Genomic DNA, 21928 nt, shown 5'->3' on the forward strand with positions numbered 1-21928 from the left:
ATGCCTTATCTGTATAGCCCAAATGAGCCGAGCTGCTAGAATATCGAACTGTATGGATAACTATCATTCAACCGTTATGGGAGGATACGTGAACCGCACCAAAATCGCGCAGCTCTATGCCGATGCCGAGTCGCTCGGCGGCCAGACCGTCACCGTCGCCGGCTGGGTCAAGTCCATCCGCGACATGAAGAACTTTGGCTTTGTTACGCTCAACGACGGCAGCTGCTTCCGCGACCTGCAGGTCGTCATGAACCGCGAGGCACTCGACAACTACGACGAGATCGCCCATCAAAACGTCTCGGCCGCACTCATTTGCACCGGCACCGTCAAGCTGACCCCCGATGCGCCCCAGCCTTTCGAGCTTTCTGCCACCTCCATTGAGGTCGAGGGCGTCAGCGCCCCGGATTACCCGCTGCAGAAGAAGCGCGCAACCGTCGAGTTCCTGCGCACCCAGCAGCACCTGCGCCCGCGCACCAACCTGTTCCGCGCCGTGTTCCGCATCCGTTCTGTCGCGGCTGCCGCCATCCACCGCTTCTTCCAGGAGCAGGGCTTTGTCTACGTCAACACCCCCATCATCACCACGAGTGACTGCGAGGGCGCCGGCGAGATGTTCCGCGTGACCACGCTCGACCCCAAAAATCCGCCCCTCACCGAGTCCGGCGAGGTCGACTGGAGCCAGGACTTCTTTGGCAAGCACGCGAGCCTTACCGTGTCCGGCCAGCTCAATGCCGAGAACTTTGCCATGGCCTTTGGCGACGTGTACACCTTTGGCCCCACCTTCCGCGCCGAAAACTCCAACACCACGCGCCACGCCGCCGAGTTTTGGATGATCGAACCCGAGATGGCCTTTGCCGACCTTAACGACTACATGGATAACGCCGAGGCCATGCTCAAGTATGTCCTCAAGGACGTCATGGCAACCTGCCCCGACGAGCTCAATATGCTCAACAAGTTTGTGGACAAGGGCCTGATCGAGCGCCTGGACCACGTGGCAAACTCCGACTTTGCCCGCGTTACCTACACCGAGGCCGTCGAGATCCTGGAGCAGGCAGTCGCTGCTGGCCACCAGTTTGATTACCCCGTCAGCTGGGGCATCGACTTGCAGACCGAGCACGAGCGCTTCCTGACCGAGGAGCACTTTAAGCGCCCGACCTTCGTGACCGACTACCCGGCCGAGATCAAGGCGTTCTACATGCGCATGAACGAGGACGGCAAGACCGTCGCCGCCGCCGACTGCCTGGTTCCCGGTATCGGCGAGATCATCGGCGGCTCCCAGCGCGAGGAGCGCCTGGATCTGCTCGAGGCCCGCATCAAGGACCTGGGCATGAATCCCGAGCAGTACAAGTACTACCTTGACCTGCGCCGCTACGGTTCCTGCAAGCACGCCGGCTACGGTCTGGGCTTCGAGCGCTTGGTCATGTATCTGACCGGCGTGGGCAACATCCGCGACGTCCTGCCGCACCCGCGCACCGTGGGTAACGCCGACTTCTAATCGCCACAGCGCCACCCAGCGCGTTACAGCACATCGCGCCAGCGCCTCTCGGCAAGCCGAGGGGCGCTTTTTTCAACAGTATCCGTCAAGCTTTTGGCAAGTTTTTGGTTAGTTGAGCAGGGCTGTTGAAAACTCGACCCGCCGTTTGCCGACGACTACCGACCGCCCAGAGCGCCCTGCGCCCCTGGGAAAGCCCCACGTCCTAGGCTCCATACCGTCGCCACCCAAAACGGAAAGGACGTGGGCACCATGACCGAAGCCGCTGTTGAAACCTACGACACCACGACTAGAGGCGCTGCCTCGATGGCAGCCTATCGCGCCGTTCGCATCCTGCAACTATTAAGCGAAAACACCGGCGAGGACAAGGCCATGCTTTCCGATGAATTGATCCGGCGCCTCGCCCATCCCGACGACCCCGCCCGCATGCCCATCTCGGCGGCGCGGCGCAGCATCTACACCGCCATCTCCGCGCTTCGCCATGCCGGATACGAAATTGAGTACAAACGCGGCGTGGGCTATCGGCTCTTGACCCGCCCGCTCACCGATGAAGAGATCATCCGGCTCCACGGCATGGTCATGCGCAACCGCTCCACGCCTATCGCTATCCGCAAGAGCATGGCGCAGCATTTAGTTGCCATGGCAAGTGCCGATGTTCGCGGCTACCTCGATACACCCGAACCCGCTCCAAGCGCAGATAGCAAGGCTACCAAGGCAACACGCGCGCCCATCAAGCGCATCGACACGTGCGAGCTCGTCGAGCAGGCCATCGACCACGGAACGACCGTCAGCTTTGATATCTCGAGCACCCTCGCCCGCGGCGAAACCGAAGCGGTGCGGATGACGCTCCGGCCCTTTGCCATCAGGCAGCGCGATGGCATCTCGTATCTGCTGGGAACGGTCTACGACGCCCGAGGCACCGACGATACGCTGCGCACCGTCGAGATCGCCCGTATGAGAAACGTCAGCACGCGCCTCCTTGACGGCAAGAAACTCTTTGCCGCCCTGGACGAGGATGATGACGCCGCCTCCGCCGCATAAGTATCTCTGCCACCCATTCGACTACCCGTACCGCCCATCCGGTTCTGTATTAAAAAACCCGCCAGGCTGTTGTAAAAATGGACATCGGCGTTACTATAGTTCCACTTGCACTTTGTCCCAGTGCAGTGTTTCCAGCCATTTCTATACTGGGGGTAATGATATGAAGGACATCACCATCAGCCGCAGGAGCCTTCTGGTCTCCGCCGGCCTGCTCGCGCTCGCCCCGCTCGCCGGATGCGGCGGCAACTCTGGTTCCGGCTCTGCTGCCGCCGGTTCCGACTACACCATCGGCGTTCTGCAGCTCACCGAGCACTCCGCACTCGATGCCGCCAACGACGGCTTTGTCAAGGCCATCAAGAAAAGCGGCCTTAAGGTCAAGATCGACCAGAAGAACGCCCAGAACGACCAGTCCACGTGTAAGTCCATCGCCGACAAGTTCGTGGGCGATGGCGTCGACCTGATCTACGCCATCGCCACGCCCGCCGCGCAGGCTGCTGCCGGTGCCACGGCGGATATCCCCATCGTGGGCTGCGCCATCACCGACTACGCCGCCTCCGGCCTGGTCCAGGACAACGACAAGCCCGGCACCAACGTCACCGGCGCCTCCGACCTCACCCCGGTCGCCGAGCAGCTCGAGATGATGCAGAAGGTCCTGCCCGACGTAAAGAAGGTCGGCCTGCTCTTCTGCACCGCCGAGTCCAACTCCGACGTCCAAATCAAAGCCGCCAAGAAGGAGCTCGACAAGCTGGGCCTCGAGTACACCGACTTCACCGTCTCGAGCTCCAACGAGATCCAGTCCGTCGTCGAGTCCGCCGTGGGCAAGGTCGACGCGCTCTACTCCCCCACCGACAACACCATCGCCGCGGGCGCTTCGCAGGTCGGTCAGATCTGCAAGGAGAACAAGCTCCCCTTCGTTACCGGCGAGGAGGGCATGTGCAAGGCCGGCGGTCTGTTCACCCTCTCCATCAACTATGGGGATCTGGGCTACGCTGCAGGTGAGATGGCCGTTAAGATCCTGAAGGGCAAGGCCAAGCCCGAGGATATGGCTATCGAGCACCTCTCGAGCAAGGACCTGGTCGTCGTCAAGAACGACGAGATGGCCGAGGCGTTGGGCATCGACCTTTCCGCCCTGGACGAGTAGCGCCATGCGCGGTAACGCGTCTAGGGCCCGCACGCGCGCCGCAGCTGCGTTATTCAATATCTGAGCCACAGGGGCGAACGCTAAAGACCGGCGTTCGCCCTGCTTGTTTCGGATGAGACAAAACATCCGTCCGCAGCTCTTTTATGCAGTGGTACCGCTATTATGGAACATCACGTGTCCACCCTATCCTAGGAGGTATGAAGCATGCTCATTGCATTGCAGGGCGCCGTTTCGCAGGGCGTCCTCTGGGGCATTATGGTGCTTGGCGTGTTTATCACGTTCCGCCTGCTCGACATCCCCGATATGACCTGCGACGGCAGCTTTGCCCTCGGCGGCTGCGTCTGCGCCGTACTCATCGTCAACAATAACGTCGACCCGCTGCTCGCCGTGCTGGCCGGCATGTGCGCCGGCGCCATCGCGGGCGCGGTCACGGGCATTCTGACCACCGTCTTTGAGATTCCCGCGATCCTCGCCGGAATCCTCACCCAGATCAGCCTGTGGTCCGTCAACCTGCGCATTATGGGCAAATCCAACACGCCCATCCTTGCCAAGGGCACCGTGTTCTCGGCCGTCAGCAATATGACCGGTCTGCCGCAGTCCACCGTTGCCATCATCTTGGGCATCCTGCTCGCCGTGGCCATCGTTGCCATCCTGTACTGGTTCTTTGGTACCGAGATCGGCTCCGCGCTGCGCGCCACCGGCAACAACGAGTACATGATCCGCGCCTTGGGCGTTAACACCAACTCCACCAAGATGATCGCTCTCGTGCTCTCCAACGCCCTCATCGGCCTTTCGGGTGCGCTTATCTGCCAGAGCCAAAAGTATGCCGACATTGGCATGGGCACAGGCGCCATCGTTATCGGCCTTGCCGCCATCGTCATCGGCGAGGTGCTCGGTCGCCTGCTGCCCGGCGGACTCACACAGTTTAGCGTCCGCCTAGCCTCTGCCGTCTTTGGCTCCGTGGTCTACTTCCTTATCCGCGCCATCGTGCTGCAGCTGGGCATGGATGCCAACGACATGAAGCTACTCTCTGCCGTGATCGTGGCCGTGGCCCTTTGCGTGCCCGTGGTTTGGGAGCGTTATAAGCTCCGCAGCTCCTACACGAAGGGGGATGAGGCAGATGCTTAAGCTCTCGCACGTCAAGAAGACCTTTAACAAGGGCACCGTCACCGAGAAGCGCGCGCTCACCGGCGTCGACCTCACCCTTAATGACGGCGACTTTGTAACCGTGATTGGCGGCAACGGCGCCGGCAAGTCCACGCTGCTCAACATGATCGCCGGCGTGTACCCGCTCGATTCGGGTGTCATCGAGCTCGACGGCACCGATATCTCGCGTCTGAGCGAGTCGCAGCGCGCCAAGTACCTGGGCCGCGTGTTCCAGGACCCCATGCGCGGCACCGCTGCCGATATGCAGATCGCCGAGAACCTGGCCCTCGCCAAGCGCCGTGGCCAGCGTCGCGGCCTTTCGTGGGGCGTCACCAAGGCCGAGAAGGACGAGTACGTTGAGCTGCTCAAGCGCCTAGACCTTGGTCTGGACACGCGTCTCAACGCCAAGGTCGGCCTGCTTTCGGGCGGCCAGCGCCAGGCACTCACCCTGCTGATGGCCACGCTCACCAGGCCGCGCCTGCTGCTGCTCGACGAGCACACTGCGGCCCTCGACCCCAAGACGGCCTCTAAGGTGCTCAACCTGACCGAGGAGATCGTCGACGAGAACCACCTGACCACGCTCATGGTCACGCACAACATGAACGACGCTATCCGTCTGGGCAACCGTCTGATCATGATGCACGAAGGCCACGTGATCTACGACGTGGCCGGCGACGAAAAGAAGTCGCTCACCGTCGCCGATCTGCTCCAAAAGTTCGAGGAGGTCTCGGGCGGCGAGCTCGCCAACGACCGCATGCTGCTGAGCTAACGACCTAGAAAACCACCACAAAGGGGACAGGCACCTTTGTGGTGGTTTTCGTTAACCCTTATATCGAGCGCAGAAGCCCGTCCGATGTGATCGGACGGGCTTCTTGGTGGGTATCATGGTTGAACGATCATGAGGAGGTTTCCCTACATGGAATTGTTTGAGCCAATTCTTCATTTCTTTGCACAACAATGGGTCCACAACATCATCTGGGCAGGTATCTTGGCTATCGGCACGGCCGTTGCCGCCAAGATCGCGTCCAAGACCCTGCACCACCTGCTTAGCCGCGATGATAACCCGCTCCCAGCATCGAGCATCTTCATCAACATCGCGCGCGCCGTCATATGGACGATCGGCGGCAGCTTTATCCTCGACAACTGCTTTGGCATTAATGCAAACGCCCTCGTCGCCGCTCTTGGCGTCGGCGGCATCGCCATCTCACTCGGCTTTCAGGACACGCTGTCAAACCTCATCGGCGGCATGCAGGTGACGTTTATGGGCATTATCAAACCCGGCGACAATATCGAGGTCGGCGGCGTGTCGGGCGTGGTCCAAGATATCACCTGGCGCCATACGACCATCGAGGACGCCTGCGGGCAGACCATCATCGTCCCCAATTCAAACATCTCCAAGAACACGCTCGTGCACTTGATGCCCTTTGGGCGCGTTACCGTGCCCGTTGCCGTAAAGGACACGTCCAAGTGGGCCTCGCTGGATGCGCTGGCAGATGAGCTTACCGACGCCACCAAGGCCGCGGTGCTTCCCATCTCTGGCTTTGACAAGGAGCCGTACGTGCTCTTTAGTGAGATCGGCGACTTTGGCGTCAAGGGCAAAATCATCTTTATCGTCAGCGACGATAGCACCACCTTCACGGCAGCCGACGCCTGCATCCGCGCCATCGCCCCCATCATCGCCTAAAACCATCACAAAGGGGACAGGCACCTTTGTGGTGGTTTCGCATCGTGGTACCATGGTTCATATCGTTGTTTAAACGACTAAGGGAGTAGACACCATGGAAGAGGCCTATCGTCAAGCACGCAAGCGCGGCGAGCAGGGACGCCGTCACGCCATCAGCCAAAGCGAGCACCCGTACCTTACAGACCTCGATAGCCTCGTTGCCCAGCTCCCCTTAGGTCAGCGAGAGAGCGTCGGCCTAAGGGACATTCCGCTCGAAATGGTCGTCGGCACGGTTACCAAGGGTCGTCAGTCTGCCTTTTCGTGCAACTTTATGCCCCTGTTGCCATTTAACACCGAGTTCGCCCGCAAGTGGTCCAACCTCTACGACATCCAGGTGACCGAGGGCTATCGCGACCCCATCATCGTCACCGAGTTCATGCATCGGTTTTACGTCCAGGAGGGCAACAAGCGCGTCAGCGTCCTCAAATTCCTGGACGCCCCGACGGTTTCGGCCAAGGTCACCCGTCTCTACCCCAGCAAATGGGATTCCGTCGAAAGTCGCCTGTACGGCGAGTTCTGCGCGTTTTGGCGCGTCTGTCCCCTATACGAGATCGAGTTCTCGCGCGAGGGAAGCTACGAGACGCTCGCCAAGATGCTCGGCCAGGACCTTGTCGAAAAGTGGCCACAGAAAAAGGTCGACTACCTGCGCCACACCTTCCTACTCTTTAAACGCGCCTACCTGCGCGCCGGCGGCGACCATCTGGACATTACGCCCGCCGACGCCATGCTCGTCTACCTCAACGTGTACAACCAGGACCGCCTGCTGGATACGCCGACGGACATCGTCGTAAACCGCCTGTGCAAGATTTGGCGCGAGCTGATCATTGCCGGCAAAAATGACGAGGACAAGGTCGATCTTGTCGAGGCACCGAGCGTCGATGAGGAAGAGACACCCGCCAAGTCCACCTCCGGCGTGCTCAACTTCTTTATGGGCAAGACCGTCTACTCGGCTGCCAACCCCCTGCGCATCGCCTTTATCCATGAATTCCCCTGCGTTACGTCGAGCTGGGACAGCCTGCACGACCAGGGGCGCCAGTATCTCGACGAGCACTTTGGCGGCATCGTGCGCACCGAGGCATTCGAGGACTGCCACGATCCGGACATGTTCTACGCCGCCGTGGAAACGGCTGTCAAACATGGAGACAACGTCATCTTCTCGACCTCGCACCGTCTGATGGAATACACGCTCAGGGCAGCCGTTGAGTATCCCCAGGTGCGGTTTCTCAACTGCTCTATCGGCCTTCCCCACCAAAGCGTCCGTTCGTACTTTGGCAAGATGTACGAGGCCAAGTTCCTCCTGGGCGCCCTTGCCGCCAGTATGGCGGACAACCATCGCATTGGTTACCACGCGTCGGTCTTCGCCTCGGGCGCGCTTAGCGAGATCAACGCCTTTGCGATTGGCGCCTCGCTGCTCGACCCCCGCGCGCAAATTATCCTGACCTGGGGCGATGTGCCCGCCGGCGGTCTTGCCGAGGCCATGTGCCGCGAAGGCGTGAGCGTTATGACCGGCGCTGACATGTCCAAGTCGCTCGAAGACCCTACGGCCTACGGACTCCACCGCCTGGTCGATGGCAAGGTCGTCGGCATCGCCATGCCGGTATGGAACTGGGGCCGATACTACGAGCTTATCGTGCGAAGCCTGCTGCACGGCACCTGGGATGAGACCAGTGACGACAGCCAGGTTCGTGCCGTCAACTACTGGTATGGTATGAGCTCGGGCATCATCGACATTCGCTACGCTCCGGGCCTGCCCTATCAGACGCGCAAGCTTGTTCAGCTGCTCCGCAATGGCATCGTCGAGGGCTCCATCAATCCATTTGGCGGCGAGCTCCATAGCCAAGACGGCATGGTGCAGATCGAGGGCTTTCCCCCACTGCCGAGCACGCAAATCGTCGAGATGGACTGGCTGGCCGACAACGTGGTGGGTACCATTCCACAACTCGACGATGAGCCGAAAGTCCGCGCCCTATGAAGATCCTTGCCATAGCCGATACCGAAGAGCGATGCCTATGGGAGTGCTTTCGCAAGGAGCGCTTTGAGGGTGTCGACCTGATTTTGTCCGCTGGCGATCTGGATCCGGACTATCTTGAGTTTTTGGTCACGGTCATCAACAAACCGCTTATCTACGTACGCGGCAACCACGACGACCGCTATGCACGTCATGCACCGGGCGGATGTATTTGTGTCGAAGACACCGTGTACGTGTATCGCGGCGTCCGCATTGCGGGGCTTGGCGGCTCCATGCGCTATCGAGACGGTGCCAACATGTATACCGAGCGCGAGATGGCAAAACGCATGCGCAAGCTATCGCGAAAAATCGCACTGGTAGACGGATGCGATATTCTACTTACCCATGCACCCGTCGCAGGCATGGGCGACCTGGACGACCTGCCGCATCGAGGATTCGAGTGCTTTAATGCGGCTCTTGAGTCTTGGGGTCCCGACTATATGATTCACGGGCATGTGCACCAAAGCTACGGCCCCAACTTTCAACGCGAGCGCCAACACCCATGCGGAACGAAGATTGTCAACGCCTGCGGCTATACCAAGATCGAAATTGACGAGGCGCGCTACCCCACGCGCGGTTGGAAGGCCGCTTGGCTCAACTCGCAAACCATGCGCCGCGAGCTCAAACGCCACGAAGCAATCGAGTCTTCAACCGCCAGAACCCCCTGGTAACTGCCAACAACCACCACGAAGGGGATAGGCACCTTTATGGTGGTTTTGCTGACTCGTCCGACCTGTCCATCACGGTGCTTGTGTAATTAACGAGAACACTCATTGTTTTGTAAGGACGGCGCTCACGTGCCGTCTTTTTTTGTCAACTTATGCAGTCTCGACCGTGTTGTATGTAGAGGGACCTCGCGAGACGCCTTCCCTATATCCACCACGACCAATTGGAGGTGACACTATGCCTGCACGCCGTAACCGCAATAGCACGCTCCGATGCGATGCCGATCAGATCGAGCGGGAAGCAAAGCGCTTGGTCGACACGTATTCCGACCTCATCCTTCGATTGTGCTATTCGGCCCTTGGATCCGCTGACGACGCTCAAGACATCTGCCAGGACACGCTGATCAAGATTCTCCAACGCACTCAACCGTTCGACTCGCTCGAACACGAACGTGCTTGGGTGATCCGAGTCGCACTGAACGCATGTCGCGATATCGGCCGTACGCACGCGAATCACCCGGTTGTCGACCTCGATTCGCTCCCCGATTTCTGCGCACCCGTAACACATACCGAGCAAGAATTCGCGCAACGCGACTGCGCCATTCTTTCCGCTGTCACGGCCCTGCCTCAAGCACAGCGCATCGCCATCTTTTTGCACTACTACGCAGGCATGAGCATCAGGGAAATCGCAGACGCCGTTCACGCGACGCCAGCTGCAACCGCCCAGCACCTTAGCCGCGGACGTGCGTCACTTCGGCTTTCCTTGAAAGGAGACCACAATGACTACGAATTCGAATGACTATCGCCACGCCCTGGAGCACATTTCGTTTACCGATAATGCGAAGCAGCACATGGCAAACTCGATTGCTCAGTCCGTCGCCTCGAGCGATGCGGCGACCGCTCAAAGCAACTTTAATGGCACGCGACGCAAGCCGCGCATCGCCCGCCATCCCGTAAGAACAGTCGCTCGCATTGCCGCTGTAACGGCAGTCCTCGCTATCGTCATTGGAGGCGCTGGCACGGCTATGGCAACAGGCGTCCTGCCGCTTCCTTCTGACATGCTTTCCGACATCTTTGACGGACCTGCTTCTCAAACCGAGATCATCGACCGTATTGGCCGGCCCGTCGGTGCTAGCTGCTCCAACAACGGAGTCACCGTGACCGCCGACGCCATCATGGGCGACAAGGATATGGTTACCATCGCCTATACGCTTACGTTCGACGATCCCGCTGCCCTGAAAAAGCTTTCCGAGCCGGGCGAGAACGGAACTATCGCCGGAAGTGTCGATGGAAACGTATACGTTGATGGCGAGCATGGCGGCCAAGGCCAATCATGGCTCATTGACAAGAACCCCAATGACTCCAGCATTCAATACTTTGCACAGTTCAGCGTTGAATCACCCGGCCTTATGGGCAGGACCGTCCGCACGCATATCAACTCTCTCGTTGTGCCACGTGCTGGCAAAGAGCTTCCCGAGTATAAGAAAATACTTACGGGCCCATGGGATCTTAAGTTCCAGCTGAATTACGAAGATACATCCGTTACGATTCCCGCGCCCAAATCGGTCAACTTTAACGGCACCAAGGCGACGATTCAAGAGGCCACCGTATCCTGCGTTGGCGTTTCAGTCCGCTACAACATAGATCGTTCCATCGAACACGACAACAACAGCGGCAAGATGTCTCAAAACATGGAGGAGTCTATGGATGCCGTTGGCAACATACCCCTCATCGTGACGTTCAAAGACGGTCATGTTGAGGACGCAACCAGCCACAGCGGCTATTTCGCAAATAAACTGGATAACGGCACCACTGATGTCCACAAGACCTGGCCGTTCTCGCAAGTTTGTGACACAGACAAGATTGCAAGCGTACAAATTGGCGATACGGTCATTCCCATGAATTCGTAACGCTACGCGGCTCGTATATGCACCCGGTTCCGCACTTCGCGTCTAAAGATGCGCTGTCATCGAGCAGCGTGAGCGCAAGGCCGCCCGTATGGTCGGCTGGGAACACCTCGTTGCGCTAAAAACCACCACGAAGGGGACCGGCACCTTTGTGGTGGTTTTGCTGACTCGTCCGACCTGTCCCAACGGTTTGTCTCAATCTGTAACAGGTAGGGCCCAAATAATCGGTTAGCTGTTACAGATCGAGACAGACCACGGATGCTCAGCCGAAAATCTCAATCTGTAACAGGTAGGAACGATTTTGCCCCTTAGATGTTACAGATTGAGATATTTGACAGCTTGAATCGGCATCGCCTACAGCGCGGCGACGACCTTGTCGCCCATCGTCGTGGTGCCGAGGATCTTATCTGCCGGGGTGTTGACATCGGCGATGTCACGGGTGCGCCAGCCCTCGTCGAGCACGCGCGCCACGGCGCTCTCGATCCACGCGGCTTGCTCGCCCATGTCGAGCGCGTAGGTCAGCAGCATCGCCACCGACAAGATTTGAGCCAGCGGATTGGCCACGCCGAGCCCCGCGATGTCAGGAGCGCTGCCAGCGCTCGGCCCAAACAGCGATACGCCATCATCCAGCGAGGCAGAGGCAAGCATACCGAGCGATCCGGTAATCTGAGCCGCCTCATCGGACAGGATGTCGCCGAACATGTTCTCCGTCACCACGACGTCAAAGTCTGCCGGTCGACTGATGAGCTGCATGGCGGCGTTGTCGACGAGCAGGTCCTCAAGCTCCACGTCGGAGTACTCCTCGTCTTGCACGCGATGCACGATCTCGCGCCACATGCGGCTCGTCTCCAGCACGTTGCGCTTATCAACGCTCGTCACCTTGCCGCGACGTTTGCGCGCCGCCTCAAATGCCTGGCGCGCAATGCGCTCAATCTCGTACTCGCGATACTCCATCACGTCGACCGCACGCTGACCGGCCGCACCCGCAGCGCCCGCGCAGGTCACGGATGCGGGCGCCAAAGTCCCACGGCATGTTGTAGCCCATCGTATCGGGGATGTTCACGACCGTGGCACCGGCCTTTACGGCCGCCTCGATAATGCGCACCAGAAACTCCTGATCGGAGCGGCCGGCATCCTCGGCATAAAACTCAACATCGTCAACGAACTTGCGAGCATGTTTGACGGCATGGATCGCTCACTCAATTGCCCTTTCCTCAGTCATATGGAGCTTGTCGCGCAGGTGACTGGTGCTCACACCCAGCCCTGTATGGATACGGGGCCTCTGGGCCGTTTTGAGCGCCTCTGCAGCCACTTCGATATCCCTGTCGACAGCGCGCGTCAGGCCGCATACCGTGCATCGGTCGCCCGCAATCTTGCCAATCTCCTGTACGGAGCGAAAGTCACCAGGACTCGAGATGGGAAAGCCCGCCTCGATAACGTCCACGTTCATGCGCACCAGCTGGCGGGCGATGAAGAGCTTTTCCTCGGTATTCATGCTGGCGCCCGGCGACTGCTCACCGTCGCACAGGGTGGCGTCAAAGATTGTGATTTTGCGGCTTATATGTTCCTCCTGATTGACCGTTTTATGACAGATGGCTTTCAGGAGAGAGAGAAGGCCTAGAGATAGAAAAATACCCGTGTCGCTCATCACGCCTGAAAGCGGCAGACGATAGCGCACCCGGGTACAACAAATCGTTATAGCGAGATTACAACCCTAGCGCGCTATCCAATCTAGTAGCGCTAGGCCTAGGAGCTGTTGCGTGTTCTTAAACATGTTGGGCTCCCTTCGGCCTCGGGTAGTACTACATCGCGCTAAAGTACAACACAAGTAAAACCACCACAAGGGTGCCTGTCCCCTTCGTGGTGGTTTCGTTGACTCAAAAGCAAGAGACCCGGTCCTGCACGAGGCAGAACCGGGTCTCTTTAGCAATGCTTGCTTTGCTCAGGCAGTAACTGTTAGTTACTCAGCCAGGAAGTCGCGCTGGATAGCGGGATCGACCTTGACGCCAGGGCCCATGGTGGAAGACACGGAGATGGACTTGACGTACTTGCCCTTAGCAGAAGAGGGCTTGACGCGCAGGATCTCGGTGTACAGGGCAGCGTAGTTCTCGACGAGCTGCTGCTCGGTGAAGGACTTCTTGCCCAGGGGCACGTGGCAGATGCCGTAGCGGTCGGCGCGGTACTCAACGCGGCCAGCCTTGAGCTCGGAGACCATCTTGGCGACGTCCATGGTCACGGTGCCGAGCTTGGGGTTCGGCATGAGGCCACGGGGACCAAGGATCTTACCGATGCGGCCAACCTTGGCCATCATGTTCGGCGTAGCGATAGCGGCGTCGAAGTTGATCTCGCCCTTCTGAATCTGGGCGACAAGCTCGTCGGAACCGATGATGTCGGCGCCGGCAGCCTCAGCCTCGCGGGCCTTCTCGCCCTCGGCGAAGACGGCAACACGAACGGTCTTGCCGGTGCCGTGGGGCAGGGAGATGGAACCACGGATGTTCTGGTCAGCCTTACGAGTATCGATGCCCAGACGGAAGTGGGCCTCGACGGTCTCGTCGAACTTGGCGGTGTCGAGCTCCTTAATGAGCTTGGCAGCCTGAAGGGGGGTGTAGAGCGTGGCGCGATCGATCTTCTCGGCAGCGGCGTTATAGCTCTTACCATGCTTAGCCATGTGCATTACCTCCTGTGGTTAAACGGGCGTGAGCCCTCCCACATCGTATCGTGTGCCCTATTGCACACATTTAACGGGCGCCCCGGTCGGAGCACCCGTCATTACCTAAAGAAATCGCTACTCAGCGATGGTGACGCCCATGGAGCGGGCGGTACCGGCGATGATCTTCTTGGCGGCGTCAATGTCGTTGGCATTGAGGTCCGGCATCTTGATCTCGGCGATCTTGGTGAGCTGCTCCTGGGAGAGCTGACCGACCTTGTCGGCCTGGGGCTTAGCGGAACCAGACTTGAGGTTCAGCTCCTTCTTGATGAGGTGAGCCGCCGGCGGGGTCTTGGTGATGAAGGAGAAGGACTTGTCCTCGTAGACAGAAATCTCAACGGGGATGATGTCGCCCTTCTTGTCCTGCGTCTCGGCGTTAAAGGCCTGGCAGAACTGCATGATGTTCACGCCAGCAGCGCCCAGGGCGGGGCCGACGGGAGGAGCGGGGTTAGCTGCACCAGCAGGAATCTGGAGCTTAATGACGTTGGCAACCTTCTTCTCAGCCATGGTCATTCCTTTCGAATCACGAGTGTGAAGTACTTGCTATATCGTAAGCACGCACGTGTTAGAAGCACTCCTGAGATGAGCAGTCACAGAAGAAGCACGCTCGCGCGAACGGACGAAAACTTAAGCGATGACAGCGACCTGGTTAAAGTCGAGCTCTACCGGCGTCTCGCGGCCAAAGATCATCAGCGTGACCTTGAGCTTGCCTGCCTCGGTGTTAACCTCGGAGACCTTGCCATCAAAGTCGGTAAGCGGGCCATCGGTGACGCGGACGGACGTGCCGACCTGAATATCAACCGAGGTGCGCTTGGGCGAATCGCCCTTACCGGGACGACGAGTCATCTTATTGTACTCGTCGCGGGAAAGCGGAGCGGGCTTGCCGTTGCCGCCCAGGAAACCGGTGACGCCGGGCGTGTTGCGAACACACGTCCATGCATCGTCATCCATCTCCATGCGGACCAGGACATAACCCGGGAAGATCTTGGAATCCTTGGTCTCACGCTTGCCACCCTCTTTAATCTCGGTGACGCGCTCCATAGGAATCTCGATATCAAAGATACGGTCCTGCATGCCCATAGTCTCGATGCGATGCTCGAGATCGGACTTAACGCGGTTCTCGTATCCAGAGTAAGTGTGAACGACGTACCAACGCTTAGACATGGTTTAGCCCCTCAATCCAGAGAACAGAGCAAGAGCCTCGCCAAAGCCAGCATCGAGCAGAGCGATGACGACGCCGACGACGATCAGAGAAGCGCAAACGACGACCGAGTAGTTCACGAGCTCCTTCTTATCGGGCCACGTGACACGCTTCATCTCAGACTTGACCGAAGCGAAATACTTCTTGGTGCGGGCGAAGAAACCAGGCTTCTCGTTCTTCTTGGACTTCGCAGCCTTCTCGTTCTTCTTGGCAACGGCCTTCTTGGCCTCAACCTTGGAGTTGGCGGCAGCGTTGTTGGCAGGTGCCGGCTGCTGAGCCTTCTTCTTGTTCTTCTTGTTGGCCATTTGGGTTACCTCCGCGCAATGCGCTTATACATGAGTAAACCGTAAGCCCCCAATTGGGAGCTTACGGAATAATGACTGGCACGCCAGGAAGGACTCGAACCCTCAACACTCGGTTTTGGAGACCGATGCTCTACCAATTGAACTACTGGCGTATGTGACTAGAGACTAGCGAGTCTCTTTGTGCAGCGTGTGGTGACGGCACCAGGGGCAATACTTCTTGATCTCCATACGATCAGGCATGGTCGACTTGTTCTTGGTGGTCGTATAGTTGCGGCGCTTGCACTCAGTGCACGCAAGAGTAACTAGAGTACGCATGTATCCTGAACCTTTCATATCCGCCCCGTACGGGCACGAGATGGTACTTTATCAGCTCTATGTAAGTGCTGTCAATGAAAACCTCGAATCAATTGGTTCTCGCTGAATCCATTCATATTTGGAACACATCAATGAAGCCAGCGAGATCTAATCGATCCCCGACGCTCGGCTTAAGGGCGAGCGAAGCGCAATCGGCAGGGAACAAGCCCCGCGTAGAAAAGAACCCGGCACCCTAAAAGTGCCGGGTTCTCTAAGTCAGCTAAATCAAAGAGCTAATTTACTCAATGATCGTGGAGACGATGCCCGAGCCGACGGTGTGGCCACCCTCGCGGATAGCGAAGCGCAGGCCCTCCTCCATGGCGATCGGGTGAATGAGGTCGCCCTCGATGGTGATGTGGTCACCAGGCATAGCCATCTCGGTGCCCTCGGGGAGCTTGACCGTACCGGTAACGTCGGTGGTACGGAAGTAGAACTGAGGACGATAACCATCGAAGAACGGGGTGTGACGGCCGCCCTCCTCCTTGGTCAGAACGTAGATCTCGCCGGTGAACTTGGTGTGCGGGGTAACCGAACCGGGCTTGCAGAGAACCTGGCCGCGCTCGATGTCCTCGCGCTTGATGCCGCGGAGCAGCAGACCGACGTTGTCGCCAGCCTCGCAGAAGTCCATGGACTTACGGAACATCTCGATACCGGTAACGACGGTGTTCTGGGTATCCTTGATGCCGACGATCTCGACGGGCTCGTTGAGCTTGAGCTCACCGCGCTCGACACGGCCGGTAGCAACGGTACCACGGCCGGAGATGGTCATAACGTCCTCAACGGCCATCAGGAACGGGAGGTCGTTGTTACGAGCAGGCGTCGGGATGTACTCGTCGACGGCGTTCATGAGCTCGCGGATAGCGTCCATCCACTTAGCGTCGCCCTCGAGAGCGCCCAGAGCGGAACCACGGATGACGGGGATGTCGTCGCCGGGGAAATCGTACTCGGAGAGGAGCTCACGGGTCTCCATCTCGACGAGGTCGATGAGCTCGTCATCGTCGACCATGTCGCACTTGTTCAGGAAGACGACGATGTAGGGAACGCCGACCTGACGGGCGAGCAGGATGTGCTCGCGGGTCTGAGCCATGGGGCCGTCGGTAGCGGCGATAACCAGGATAGCGCCGTCCATCTGAGCAGCACCGGAGATCATGTTCTTGACGTAGTCAGCGTGGCCCGGGCAGTCAACGTGAGCGTAGTGACGGGCAGCAGTCTCGTACTCGACGTGGGAGACGGAGATCGTAATGCCGCGCTCGCGCTCCTCGGGAGCCTTGTCGATGTTCTCGAACGCAGTGAAGTCAGCCTTGCAGCCCTCGGTCTCGGAGAGAACCTTGGTGATGGCAGCGGTCAGCGTGGTCTTGCCGTGGTCGACGTGACCAATGGTGCCGATGTTAACATGCGGCTTAGTGCGCTCAAACTTCTCTTTGGCCATAAAGCCCTCCTCTAAACAGGTCGTCCCCGGACGGGACTTTGCCTTTATACCATAGTGGCCTCTCAACATACTATTGAGAAGCCACCGTGTTACCTATGGTAGCGGTGACTGGATTCGAACCAGTGACGCCACGGGTATGAACCGTGTGCTCTAACCAACTGAGCTACACCGCCGGATGGAGCCTGCAACCAGACTTGAACTGGTGACCTCTTCGTTACCAACGAAGTGCTCTACCGACTGAGCTATACAGGCACTTGACGGGTGGGAGCTATAGGATTCGAACCTATGTAGGCAGAGCCAACGGGTTTACAGCCCGTCCCCATTAACCACTCGGGCAAACTCCCAATCGTTCAAGTATCCGCAGGTTCTTTGGTCTTTTGGACCGCCGCCCCCGCGAACGAAAAAGATAATACGATGCAACCTTGGGGGCTGTCAACGAAAACCTCTAGATACACGGTTCCGGGCGTATCTATATAGCCGTGACCTGCGGTTTTGCTGAGTTTGATTATGTGGAGTGATGAATTTGGCAATGCTGGCGTCATTTCCCAAGGGCACACTTTGGCGTGATGGAGTATGTCTGCAGTCTCGACCCTCGATAACGGATCCCTTGCGCTTATTACATAGGTCGTGATCGGCCTTCACCGGCACAATTCAGCGTGGATTTTCTCCCGTTTGACATCGAGCGTGGATAATCTCCCACTTTTGGCGTGTTTCTGAGGCCAAAGTGGCAGATTATCCACGCTCATTCTCTAGGCTGGAGAACTATAGAGCCGAACTACTCGGGCCAGGCCAAAGTAGACCCATAGAGCGGCTCCCCCTTGGTGCAGGGGTAGCGACTCAAGTAACACGACGATAGCAAGTCGAAGAAATAAGTCATGGCATATTTCGAATAAACGCCGAGTCGGTCAATTCCGTTTCCCGCATTACCAAGACGATATACACGGTCAAAAGACCTCGATTTGTCATCGTTGCTAAACGCAGTAATTAGAATCTTCCTGCCCGAACGGCAATCAAGATACTCACGTGCCTGTGACGCAAATAGCCCGGAGACCGATACGAGAATTATCAATGACTGCGAAACGTCTCCCATGTTTTTCAATTCCGCGACGTTAGCCCCAGCAACTATGCGAACTATCTTGCCCGCATAAAACATTTCCTGCTGAAATCGTACGAGATTGGCGCTCACATTATTGGTGCACCAGATTTCAACGTTTTTATGGCCATCAATTTCGTCGGCAAGGTGCTTAATAGCGATATCGGACACGCCGCTTTCAACCTCAGCGAACATCTCGATCATGCGAACGTCGAGCTCTGCCCTGTACTCCTCGTAGCCAAATTCCTCCTCTCGATGGCTTAAGTCGCTTGGAAAGACTGATTGAGTAAATGATTCTTTCAAATCGCTAAGAGACTGGTAGCCCAATCGATTGCAGAAACGACGAACAGCGGAACGGGTCACGAATGCATCGCGGGTTATTGCGGCAACATTGATTTCGCTCGAACGCCTAATGTGAGCGATGAGATATCGAGCGATGGCGGCATCGTTTGACCCAAACTCGCTGTTGATGATTGAGCTAATGCGATTGAGCACATCGAAGTCATTGATATTCACGTGATCCCTCTTTCCGCTCTCCTCGAAATCATGGTTCATTTATTGAATCAAACAGCTTTGGTCGTTCTCCTATGATTCAAATCAGTTGACGTCATCTTAATCGTAATTCCGCCACACGTATCCACCGTGTTGAATGATGGAAAGGGGATTCATGGACAACGTGAACAACATGCCGTTTCTCTGGGGTTCCGCCACGGCGTCTTATCAGTGCGAGGGTGCCTGGAACGAAGACGGCAAAGGCCTTGGCGAGTGGGATTTCTTTAGCCACACAAGCAATAAGAACATCAACCATGTTGACGGTGATGTATCTTGCGACTTCTACCATCGCTATGAAGAAGATATCCGCATGATGAAAGAAGGCGGACAAAACACTTATCGCTTCTCTCTTTCATGGAGTCGAATCATCCCCACGGGTATCGGCGAAGTGAATGAAGAGGGTATCGATTTTTATAATCGGGTCATTGATTGTTGCCTCGAAAATGGCATAGAGCCCAACGTTACGCTGTTCCATTACGATCTACCATTCACGCTTGCTTGCAAAGGCGGATGGCTGAACAACGACATGGCAGAGTGGTTCTGCAAATACGCCAAGATTTGCTTTGAGCGCTTTGGAGACCGCGTCAAAATCTGGGCTACCGTTAACGAGCCGCATTTCTACAGCTACTGCGTAAACATGTTGGGCAACTATCCCCCCAATCGATCGCTCGACGTTCAGTCGTACATGCAGTTTCAGTACAACCTGATGCGCGCGAGCGCACTCGCAGTCCGAACATATCGTCAAATGGGCTACGACGGCATCATCGGCGCCGTCCACGATGGCGGCGTTGTCGAACTCGACCCGGCAACCGAGCACCCTGATGACGTATTTCGATACGCAGACTTTTTCGCCAATCGCATGATTCTGGCACCAGCGCTTCAGGGTCAACTGCCGCCAGAAATGGACGAAATCCTTGAAAAACTTGGCGTCTCGCTCTATCGATCCCCAAATGACGTAGAAGAATTCAGAGACGGTAAAGTCGATTTTATTGGACTCAACGTGTATTGCCGAGAGTATGTAACCGACTGGCACGGTGGAGAGCTTGCCGTTTCGGCGAACAATAAGGGCGGTTCGAGCAAAAAGGTCGAAGGAAAATGCATTGCGCCCTTGTTTGAAAGCGCCCGCGACAGCAATGTTCCCCGCAATAAATGGGGCCGCGAAATACTCCCAGGTTGCATGTATTCAACCATCATGGATGTCCACGAGCGCTATGACGCGCCCCGCATCTTTATTACGGAAAACGGACATGGCGCCTATGAGCAACCAGACGCAGACGGAATGATCCACGATGATGACCGCATCGAGCTTCTGGGCCAGTTCATCGAGCACATGATGAGGGCTAAGCGCGACGGCGCGCGCGTTGAGGGCTACTACCTCTGGTCGACGATGGATCTGTATAGCTGGATCAACGGCTACGAAAAACGATACGGACTTGTCCATATCGACTTCGAGAACAATCTGGAGCGCACCCCCAAAAAGAGCTGGTATTGGTACCGAGACCTTATCTCGAAGTATCAGGAGCAGGAAGGCTAGGAGAAAGAGATGAAATATCAGGCAATGTCCGAAACAGTCCTAAAGGCTGTTGGCGGCAAAGAGAACATTACATCGGTAACTCATTGTGCGACGCGCCTTCGCATCGACGCACGAGACACCTCGATCATCGATCTCCAGCTCGCCAAATCGGCCGATCAGGCGCTCGGGGCAGTAGTCAGCGGTGGCCAGCTTCAGGTGATCATCGGCCCCAACGTCACCGAGGCTTACAACGACTTCCTCGACTTCGCGGGAATCGAAGTCGGCGGTGGCACGGTTGCCGACGATGCCCAAACCGCCAAAGACCTTGCAGAAGGCATTAAAAGCGGTAACACCGCCATGGGCTTGATTGAGAAATTCGGGAACGTCTCTGCACAGGTATTCATGCCCATCGTCCCGGCGCTCATCGTTGGCGGACTCATTCTTTCGATCAAGAATCTCCTGGTTAATTATTGCGGATTGAGCACCGATAGCGGAACCGCCCAGGTCCTGTTGGCGATCTTTAGCGCTTCGTTTAGCTTCTTACCCGTTTATCTTGGTTATCAGCTCGCGGCCGTCATGAAGATGCAGCCCATCATGGGCGCATTGCTGGGCGCGATCATGATCAGCTCGTCCATTAGCGGTGCCGAGGGTCTCGACTTTCTTGGTATTCCCATCCCGACGAACGACTATTCGAGTACGGTAGTGCCCATCGTACTGGGCGTTGTATTCATGTACTTTGTCGACCGCGGCCTTCAGAAGATCATTCCCGACGTTACCAAACTGTTCTTGAAGCCGCTGCTCACCATGATCATCGTCGTGCCCGTCGAGCTTATTATCCTTGGCCCCGCCGGCAGCATGATGGGCTACGCGCTGAGCGATGCCGTCACGTGGCTTATGGACAACGTGGCATTTATCGCTACTCCGATCCTGGCAGCCCTTAACCCCTATTTCGTCATGCTCGGTCTCGATAAGGCTTACATCGCAATCGAAGTTACGAGCCTGGCGCAGCTCGGTTGGGCACCCATTATCTTTGGATTCATCTCGAACCTCTGCATTGGCGGCACGAGCCTCGCCCTGGCAACTGCCATGAAGGGAAACAAAGAGAAGAGGGGTATGGTCACCACGGTTGCCGTCACCGCACTCTGTGGCGTAACCGAGCCCGCGTTCTACGGTTGCCTCATCGAGCGTCCCCGCCTGCTTGTCGGCACGGCAATCGGCGCGCTCTGCGCTGGACTCCCTGCAGGCATCTTTGTTCTGAAAGAGTATGTTGCGGGAGCATGCCCCGGCCTTCTTTCGGCACTCATCTTTATCGCTCCCGATGGGTCCATGGGTAACTTCGTGCTGGCATGCGTTGTCGCCATCATCGCCATCGTCGTCTCCTTCATCGCTGCACGCGTGATCATCAAGAAGAACCCCAGCTATATTGAGTAGATGCCCGCTGTTTGCATTGGGGACATCCTCGGCAGACCATTAGCAAGAACCCAAGAAGTTCCTTAGGAGCTCGATTAATCCATTCGGATTCCTGAGGCACAAACGACCCCGATTCCACAATGAAATCGGGGTCGTTGTTTCTAAAGCCGTCGATAGACAATCGGTGTTTACCTTAGCTCCCTATCCAAGTTAATTATCCACGCTCGTTCTCCGGTCGGGAGAT

Annotated in this window: 20 protein-coding genes, 4 tRNA genes and 1 pseudogene; 12 read left to right on the plus strand and 13 right to left on the minus strand. The window is 57.4% G+C overall.

The window, feature by feature from the left end:
• Positions 1-88: 88 nt before the first annotated feature.
• The 10 genes from asnS (at position 89) to DWW73_RS01605 (ending at position 11123) form a co-directional block, all read left to right on the plus strand.
• Positions 89-1492, plus strand: coding sequence for an asparagine--tRNA ligase (gene asnS / locus DWW73_RS01560; RefSeq protein ID WP_117563868.1), 1404 nt, complete (start codon positions 89-91; stop codon positions 1490-1492).
• Positions 1493-1741: 249 nt separating this feature from the next.
• Positions 1742-2530, plus strand: coding sequence for a hypothetical protein (locus DWW73_RS01565; RefSeq protein ID WP_117778570.1), 789 nt, complete (start codon positions 1742-1744; stop codon positions 2528-2530).
• Between the two features lie 160 nt (positions 2531-2690).
• Positions 2691-3671, plus strand: coding sequence for an ABC transporter substrate-binding protein (locus DWW73_RS01570; protein WP_117778571.1), 981 nt, complete (start codon positions 2691-2693; stop codon positions 3669-3671).
• A 204-nt stretch (positions 3672-3875) separates the two neighbouring features.
• A complete protein-coding gene (locus DWW73_RS01575; RefSeq protein WP_117743087.1) occupies positions 3876-4799 on the plus strand; it encodes an ABC transporter permease in 924 nt (307 codons plus the stop codon).
• The gene (locus DWW73_RS01580; RefSeq protein WP_055250279.1) at positions 4792-5586 is read left to right on the plus strand and encodes an ABC transporter ATP-binding protein; all 795 of its coding nucleotides are present in this window, start codon (positions 4792-4794) and stop codon (positions 5584-5586) included. Before DWW73_RS01575 ends, DWW73_RS01580 begins: the two co-directional genes overlap by 8 nt.
• A 147-nt stretch (positions 5587-5733) precedes the next feature.
• The gene (locus DWW73_RS01585) at positions 5734-6501 is read left to right on the plus strand and encodes a mechanosensitive ion channel family protein (RefSeq protein WP_117778572.1); all 768 of its coding nucleotides are present in this window, start codon (positions 5734-5736) and stop codon (positions 6499-6501) included.
• Between the two features lie 94 nt (positions 6502-6595).
• A complete protein-coding gene (locus DWW73_RS01590; protein ID WP_117778573.1) occupies positions 6596-8512 on the plus strand; it encodes a BMP family ABC transporter substrate-binding protein in 1917 nt (638 codons plus the stop codon).
• Positions 8509-9219, plus strand: coding sequence for a metallophosphoesterase (locus DWW73_RS01595; protein WP_117778574.1), 711 nt, complete (start codon positions 8509-8511; stop codon positions 9217-9219). The genes DWW73_RS01590 and DWW73_RS01595 overlap by 4 nt, the downstream gene beginning before the upstream one ends.
• Before the next feature lie 232 nt (positions 9220-9451).
• Positions 9452-10012, plus strand: coding sequence for an RNA polymerase sigma factor (locus DWW73_RS01600; protein ID WP_117583099.1), 561 nt, complete (start codon positions 9452-9454; stop codon positions 10010-10012).
• Positions 9993-11123, plus strand: a complete 1131-nt coding sequence (locus DWW73_RS01605) for a DUF4179 domain-containing protein (protein WP_117635373.1) — start codon at positions 9993-9995, stop codon at positions 11121-11123. The genes DWW73_RS01600 and DWW73_RS01605 overlap by 20 nt, the downstream gene beginning before the upstream one ends.
• 351 nt (positions 11124-11474) lie before the next feature.
• Here the strand turns inward: DWW73_RS01605 and DWW73_RS01610 are convergent, their stop codons facing one another.
• The 13 genes and pseudogenes from DWW73_RS01610 to DWW73_RS01670 form a co-directional block, all read right to left on the minus strand.
• Positions 11475-12125 (minus strand): isocitrate/isopropylmalate family dehydrogenase, encoded by a 651-nt coding sequence (locus DWW73_RS01610; RefSeq protein ID WP_233502585.1) that lies wholly within the window; start codon positions 12123-12125, stop codon positions 11475-11477.
• Positions 12049-12768: pseudogene (locus DWW73_RS01615) on the minus strand (hypothetical protein). Before DWW73_RS01615 ends, DWW73_RS01610 begins: the two are co-directional and overlap by 77 nt.
• Positions 12769-13080: 312 nt before the next feature.
• Positions 13081-13788: a 50S ribosomal protein L1 gene (rplA, locus tag DWW73_RS01620; RefSeq protein WP_117736544.1), complete on the minus strand. Its 708-nt coding sequence runs from the start codon at positions 13786-13788 to the stop codon at positions 13081-13083.
• A gap of 117 nt (positions 13789-13905) precedes the next feature.
• Positions 13906-14334 (minus strand): 50S ribosomal protein L11, encoded by a 429-nt coding sequence (gene rplK / locus DWW73_RS01625; RefSeq protein ID WP_022093893.1) that lies wholly within the window; start codon positions 14332-14334, stop codon positions 13906-13908.
• A gap of 120 nt (positions 14335-14454) precedes the next feature.
• Positions 14455-14991, minus strand: a complete 537-nt coding sequence (gene nusG / locus DWW73_RS01630; RefSeq protein WP_006234984.1) for a transcription termination/antitermination protein NusG — start codon at positions 14989-14991, stop codon at positions 14455-14457.
• A 3-nt stretch (positions 14992-14994) separates the two neighbouring features.
• Complete coding sequence (gene secE, locus DWW73_RS01635) at positions 14995-15333, minus strand: preprotein translocase subunit SecE (RefSeq protein ID WP_117583102.1); 339 nt, start codon at positions 15331-15333, stop codon at positions 14995-14997.
• A gap of 76 nt (positions 15334-15409) precedes the next feature.
• Positions 15410-15485 (minus strand) — tRNA-Trp (locus DWW73_RS01640).
• 13 nt (positions 15486-15498) lie between these two features.
• On the minus strand, positions 15499-15648 hold the full coding sequence (gene rpmG / locus DWW73_RS01645; protein ID WP_022093895.1) for a 50S ribosomal protein L33: 150 nt from the start codon (positions 15646-15648) through the stop codon (positions 15499-15501).
• A 277-nt stretch (positions 15649-15925) separates the two neighbouring features.
• Positions 15926-17116 (minus strand): elongation factor Tu, encoded by a 1191-nt coding sequence (tuf, locus tag DWW73_RS01650; protein WP_117563790.1) that lies wholly within the window; start codon positions 17114-17116, stop codon positions 15926-15928.
• Positions 17117-17212: 96 nt separating this feature from the next.
• Positions 17213-17289: transfer RNA gene (locus DWW73_RS01655), tRNA-Met, on the minus strand.
• 3 nt (positions 17290-17292) lie between these two features.
• A tRNA-Thr gene (locus DWW73_RS01660) sits at positions 17293-17368 on the minus strand.
• A 10-nt stretch (positions 17369-17378) separates the two neighbouring features.
• A tRNA-Tyr gene (locus tag DWW73_RS01665) sits at positions 17379-17460 on the minus strand.
• 431 nt (positions 17461-17891) lie between these two features.
• Positions 17892-18725 carry a MurR/RpiR family transcriptional regulator gene (locus DWW73_RS01670; protein ID WP_158550121.1) on the minus strand — a complete coding sequence of 278 codons (834 nt, stop codon included), beginning with the start codon at positions 18723-18725 and terminating at the stop codon, positions 17892-17894.
• A gap of 151 nt (positions 18726-18876) precedes the next feature.
• On the opposite strand from DWW73_RS01670, the gene DWW73_RS01675 reads away from it, so the two are divergent.
• Both DWW73_RS01675 and DWW73_RS01680 read left to right on the plus strand, forming a co-directional pair.
• A complete protein-coding gene (locus tag DWW73_RS01675) occupies positions 18877-20295 on the plus strand; it encodes a glycoside hydrolase family 1 protein (RefSeq protein WP_117646059.1) in 1419 nt (472 codons plus the stop codon).
• 9 nt (positions 20296-20304) lie between these two features.
• Positions 20305-21705 carry a PTS transporter subunit EIIC gene (locus DWW73_RS01680; protein ID WP_117646058.1) on the plus strand — a complete coding sequence of 467 codons (1401 nt, stop codon included), beginning with the start codon at positions 20305-20307 and terminating at the stop codon, positions 21703-21705.
• Positions 21706-21928 lie beyond the last annotated feature (223 nt).

Origin of the sequence: Collinsella sp. AF16-8 (assembly GCF_003462695.1) — a bacterium.
Lineage (GTDB): Bacteria > Actinomycetota > Coriobacteriia > Coriobacteriales > Coriobacteriaceae > Collinsella.

What these genes read in the sequence shown, in the direction of transcription:
- DWW73_RS01590 (WP_117778573.1), top strand. Translation starts at nt 6,596, where the DNA reads ATGGAAGAGGCCTATCGTCAAGCACGCAAGCGCGGCGAGCAGGGACGC.
- DWW73_RS01565 (WP_117778570.1), top strand. Translation starts at nt 1,742, where the DNA reads ATGACCGAAGCCGCTGTTGAAACCTACGACACCACGACTAGAGGCGCT.
- rplA (WP_117736544.1), bottom strand. Translation starts at nt 13,788, where the DNA reads ATGGCTAAGCATGGTAAGAGCTATAACGCCGCTGCCGAGAAGATCGAT.
- DWW73_RS01585 (WP_117778572.1), top strand. Translation starts at nt 5,734, where the DNA reads ATGGAATTGTTTGAGCCAATTCTTCATTTCTTTGCACAACAATGGGTC.
- rpmG (WP_022093895.1), bottom strand. Translation starts at nt 15,648, where the DNA reads ATGCGTACTCTAGTTACTCTTGCGTGCACTGAGTGCAAGCGCCGCAAC.
- DWW73_RS01570 (WP_117778571.1), top strand. Translation starts at nt 2,691, where the DNA reads ATGAAGGACATCACCATCAGCCGCAGGAGCCTTCTGGTCTCCGCCGGC.
- DWW73_RS01595 (WP_117778574.1), top strand. Translation starts at nt 8,509, where the DNA reads ATGAAGATCCTTGCCATAGCCGATACCGAAGAGCGATGCCTATGGGAG.
- tuf (WP_117563790.1), bottom strand. Translation starts at nt 17,116, where the DNA reads ATGGCCAAAGAGAAGTTTGAGCGCACTAAGCCGCATGTTAACATCGGC.
- DWW73_RS01575 (WP_117743087.1), top strand. Translation starts at nt 3,876, where the DNA reads ATGCTCATTGCATTGCAGGGCGCCGTTTCGCAGGGCGTCCTCTGGGGC.
- rplK (WP_022093893.1), bottom strand. Translation starts at nt 14,334, where the DNA reads ATGGCTGAGAAGAAGGTTGCCAACGTCATTAAGCTCCAGATTCCTGCT.
- DWW73_RS01600 (WP_117583099.1), top strand. Translation starts at nt 9,452, where the DNA reads ATGCCTGCACGCCGTAACCGCAATAGCACGCTCCGATGCGATGCCGAT.
- secE (WP_117583102.1), bottom strand. Translation starts at nt 15,333, where the DNA reads ATGGCCAACAAGAAGAACAAGAAGAAGGCTCAGCAGCCGGCACCTGCC.
- nusG (WP_006234984.1), bottom strand. Translation starts at nt 14,991, where the DNA reads ATGTCTAAGCGTTGGTACGTCGTTCACACTTACTCTGGATACGAGAAC.
- DWW73_RS01605 (WP_117635373.1), top strand. Translation starts at nt 9,993, where the DNA reads ATGACTACGAATTCGAATGACTATCGCCACGCCCTGGAGCACATTTCG.
- DWW73_RS01580 (WP_055250279.1), top strand. Translation starts at nt 4,792, where the DNA reads ATGCTTAAGCTCTCGCACGTCAAGAAGACCTTTAACAAGGGCACCGTC.
- DWW73_RS01675 (WP_117646059.1), top strand. Translation starts at nt 18,877, where the DNA reads ATGGACAACGTGAACAACATGCCGTTTCTCTGGGGTTCCGCCACGGCG.
- DWW73_RS01680 (WP_117646058.1), top strand. Translation starts at nt 20,305, where the DNA reads ATGAAATATCAGGCAATGTCCGAAACAGTCCTAAAGGCTGTTGGCGGC.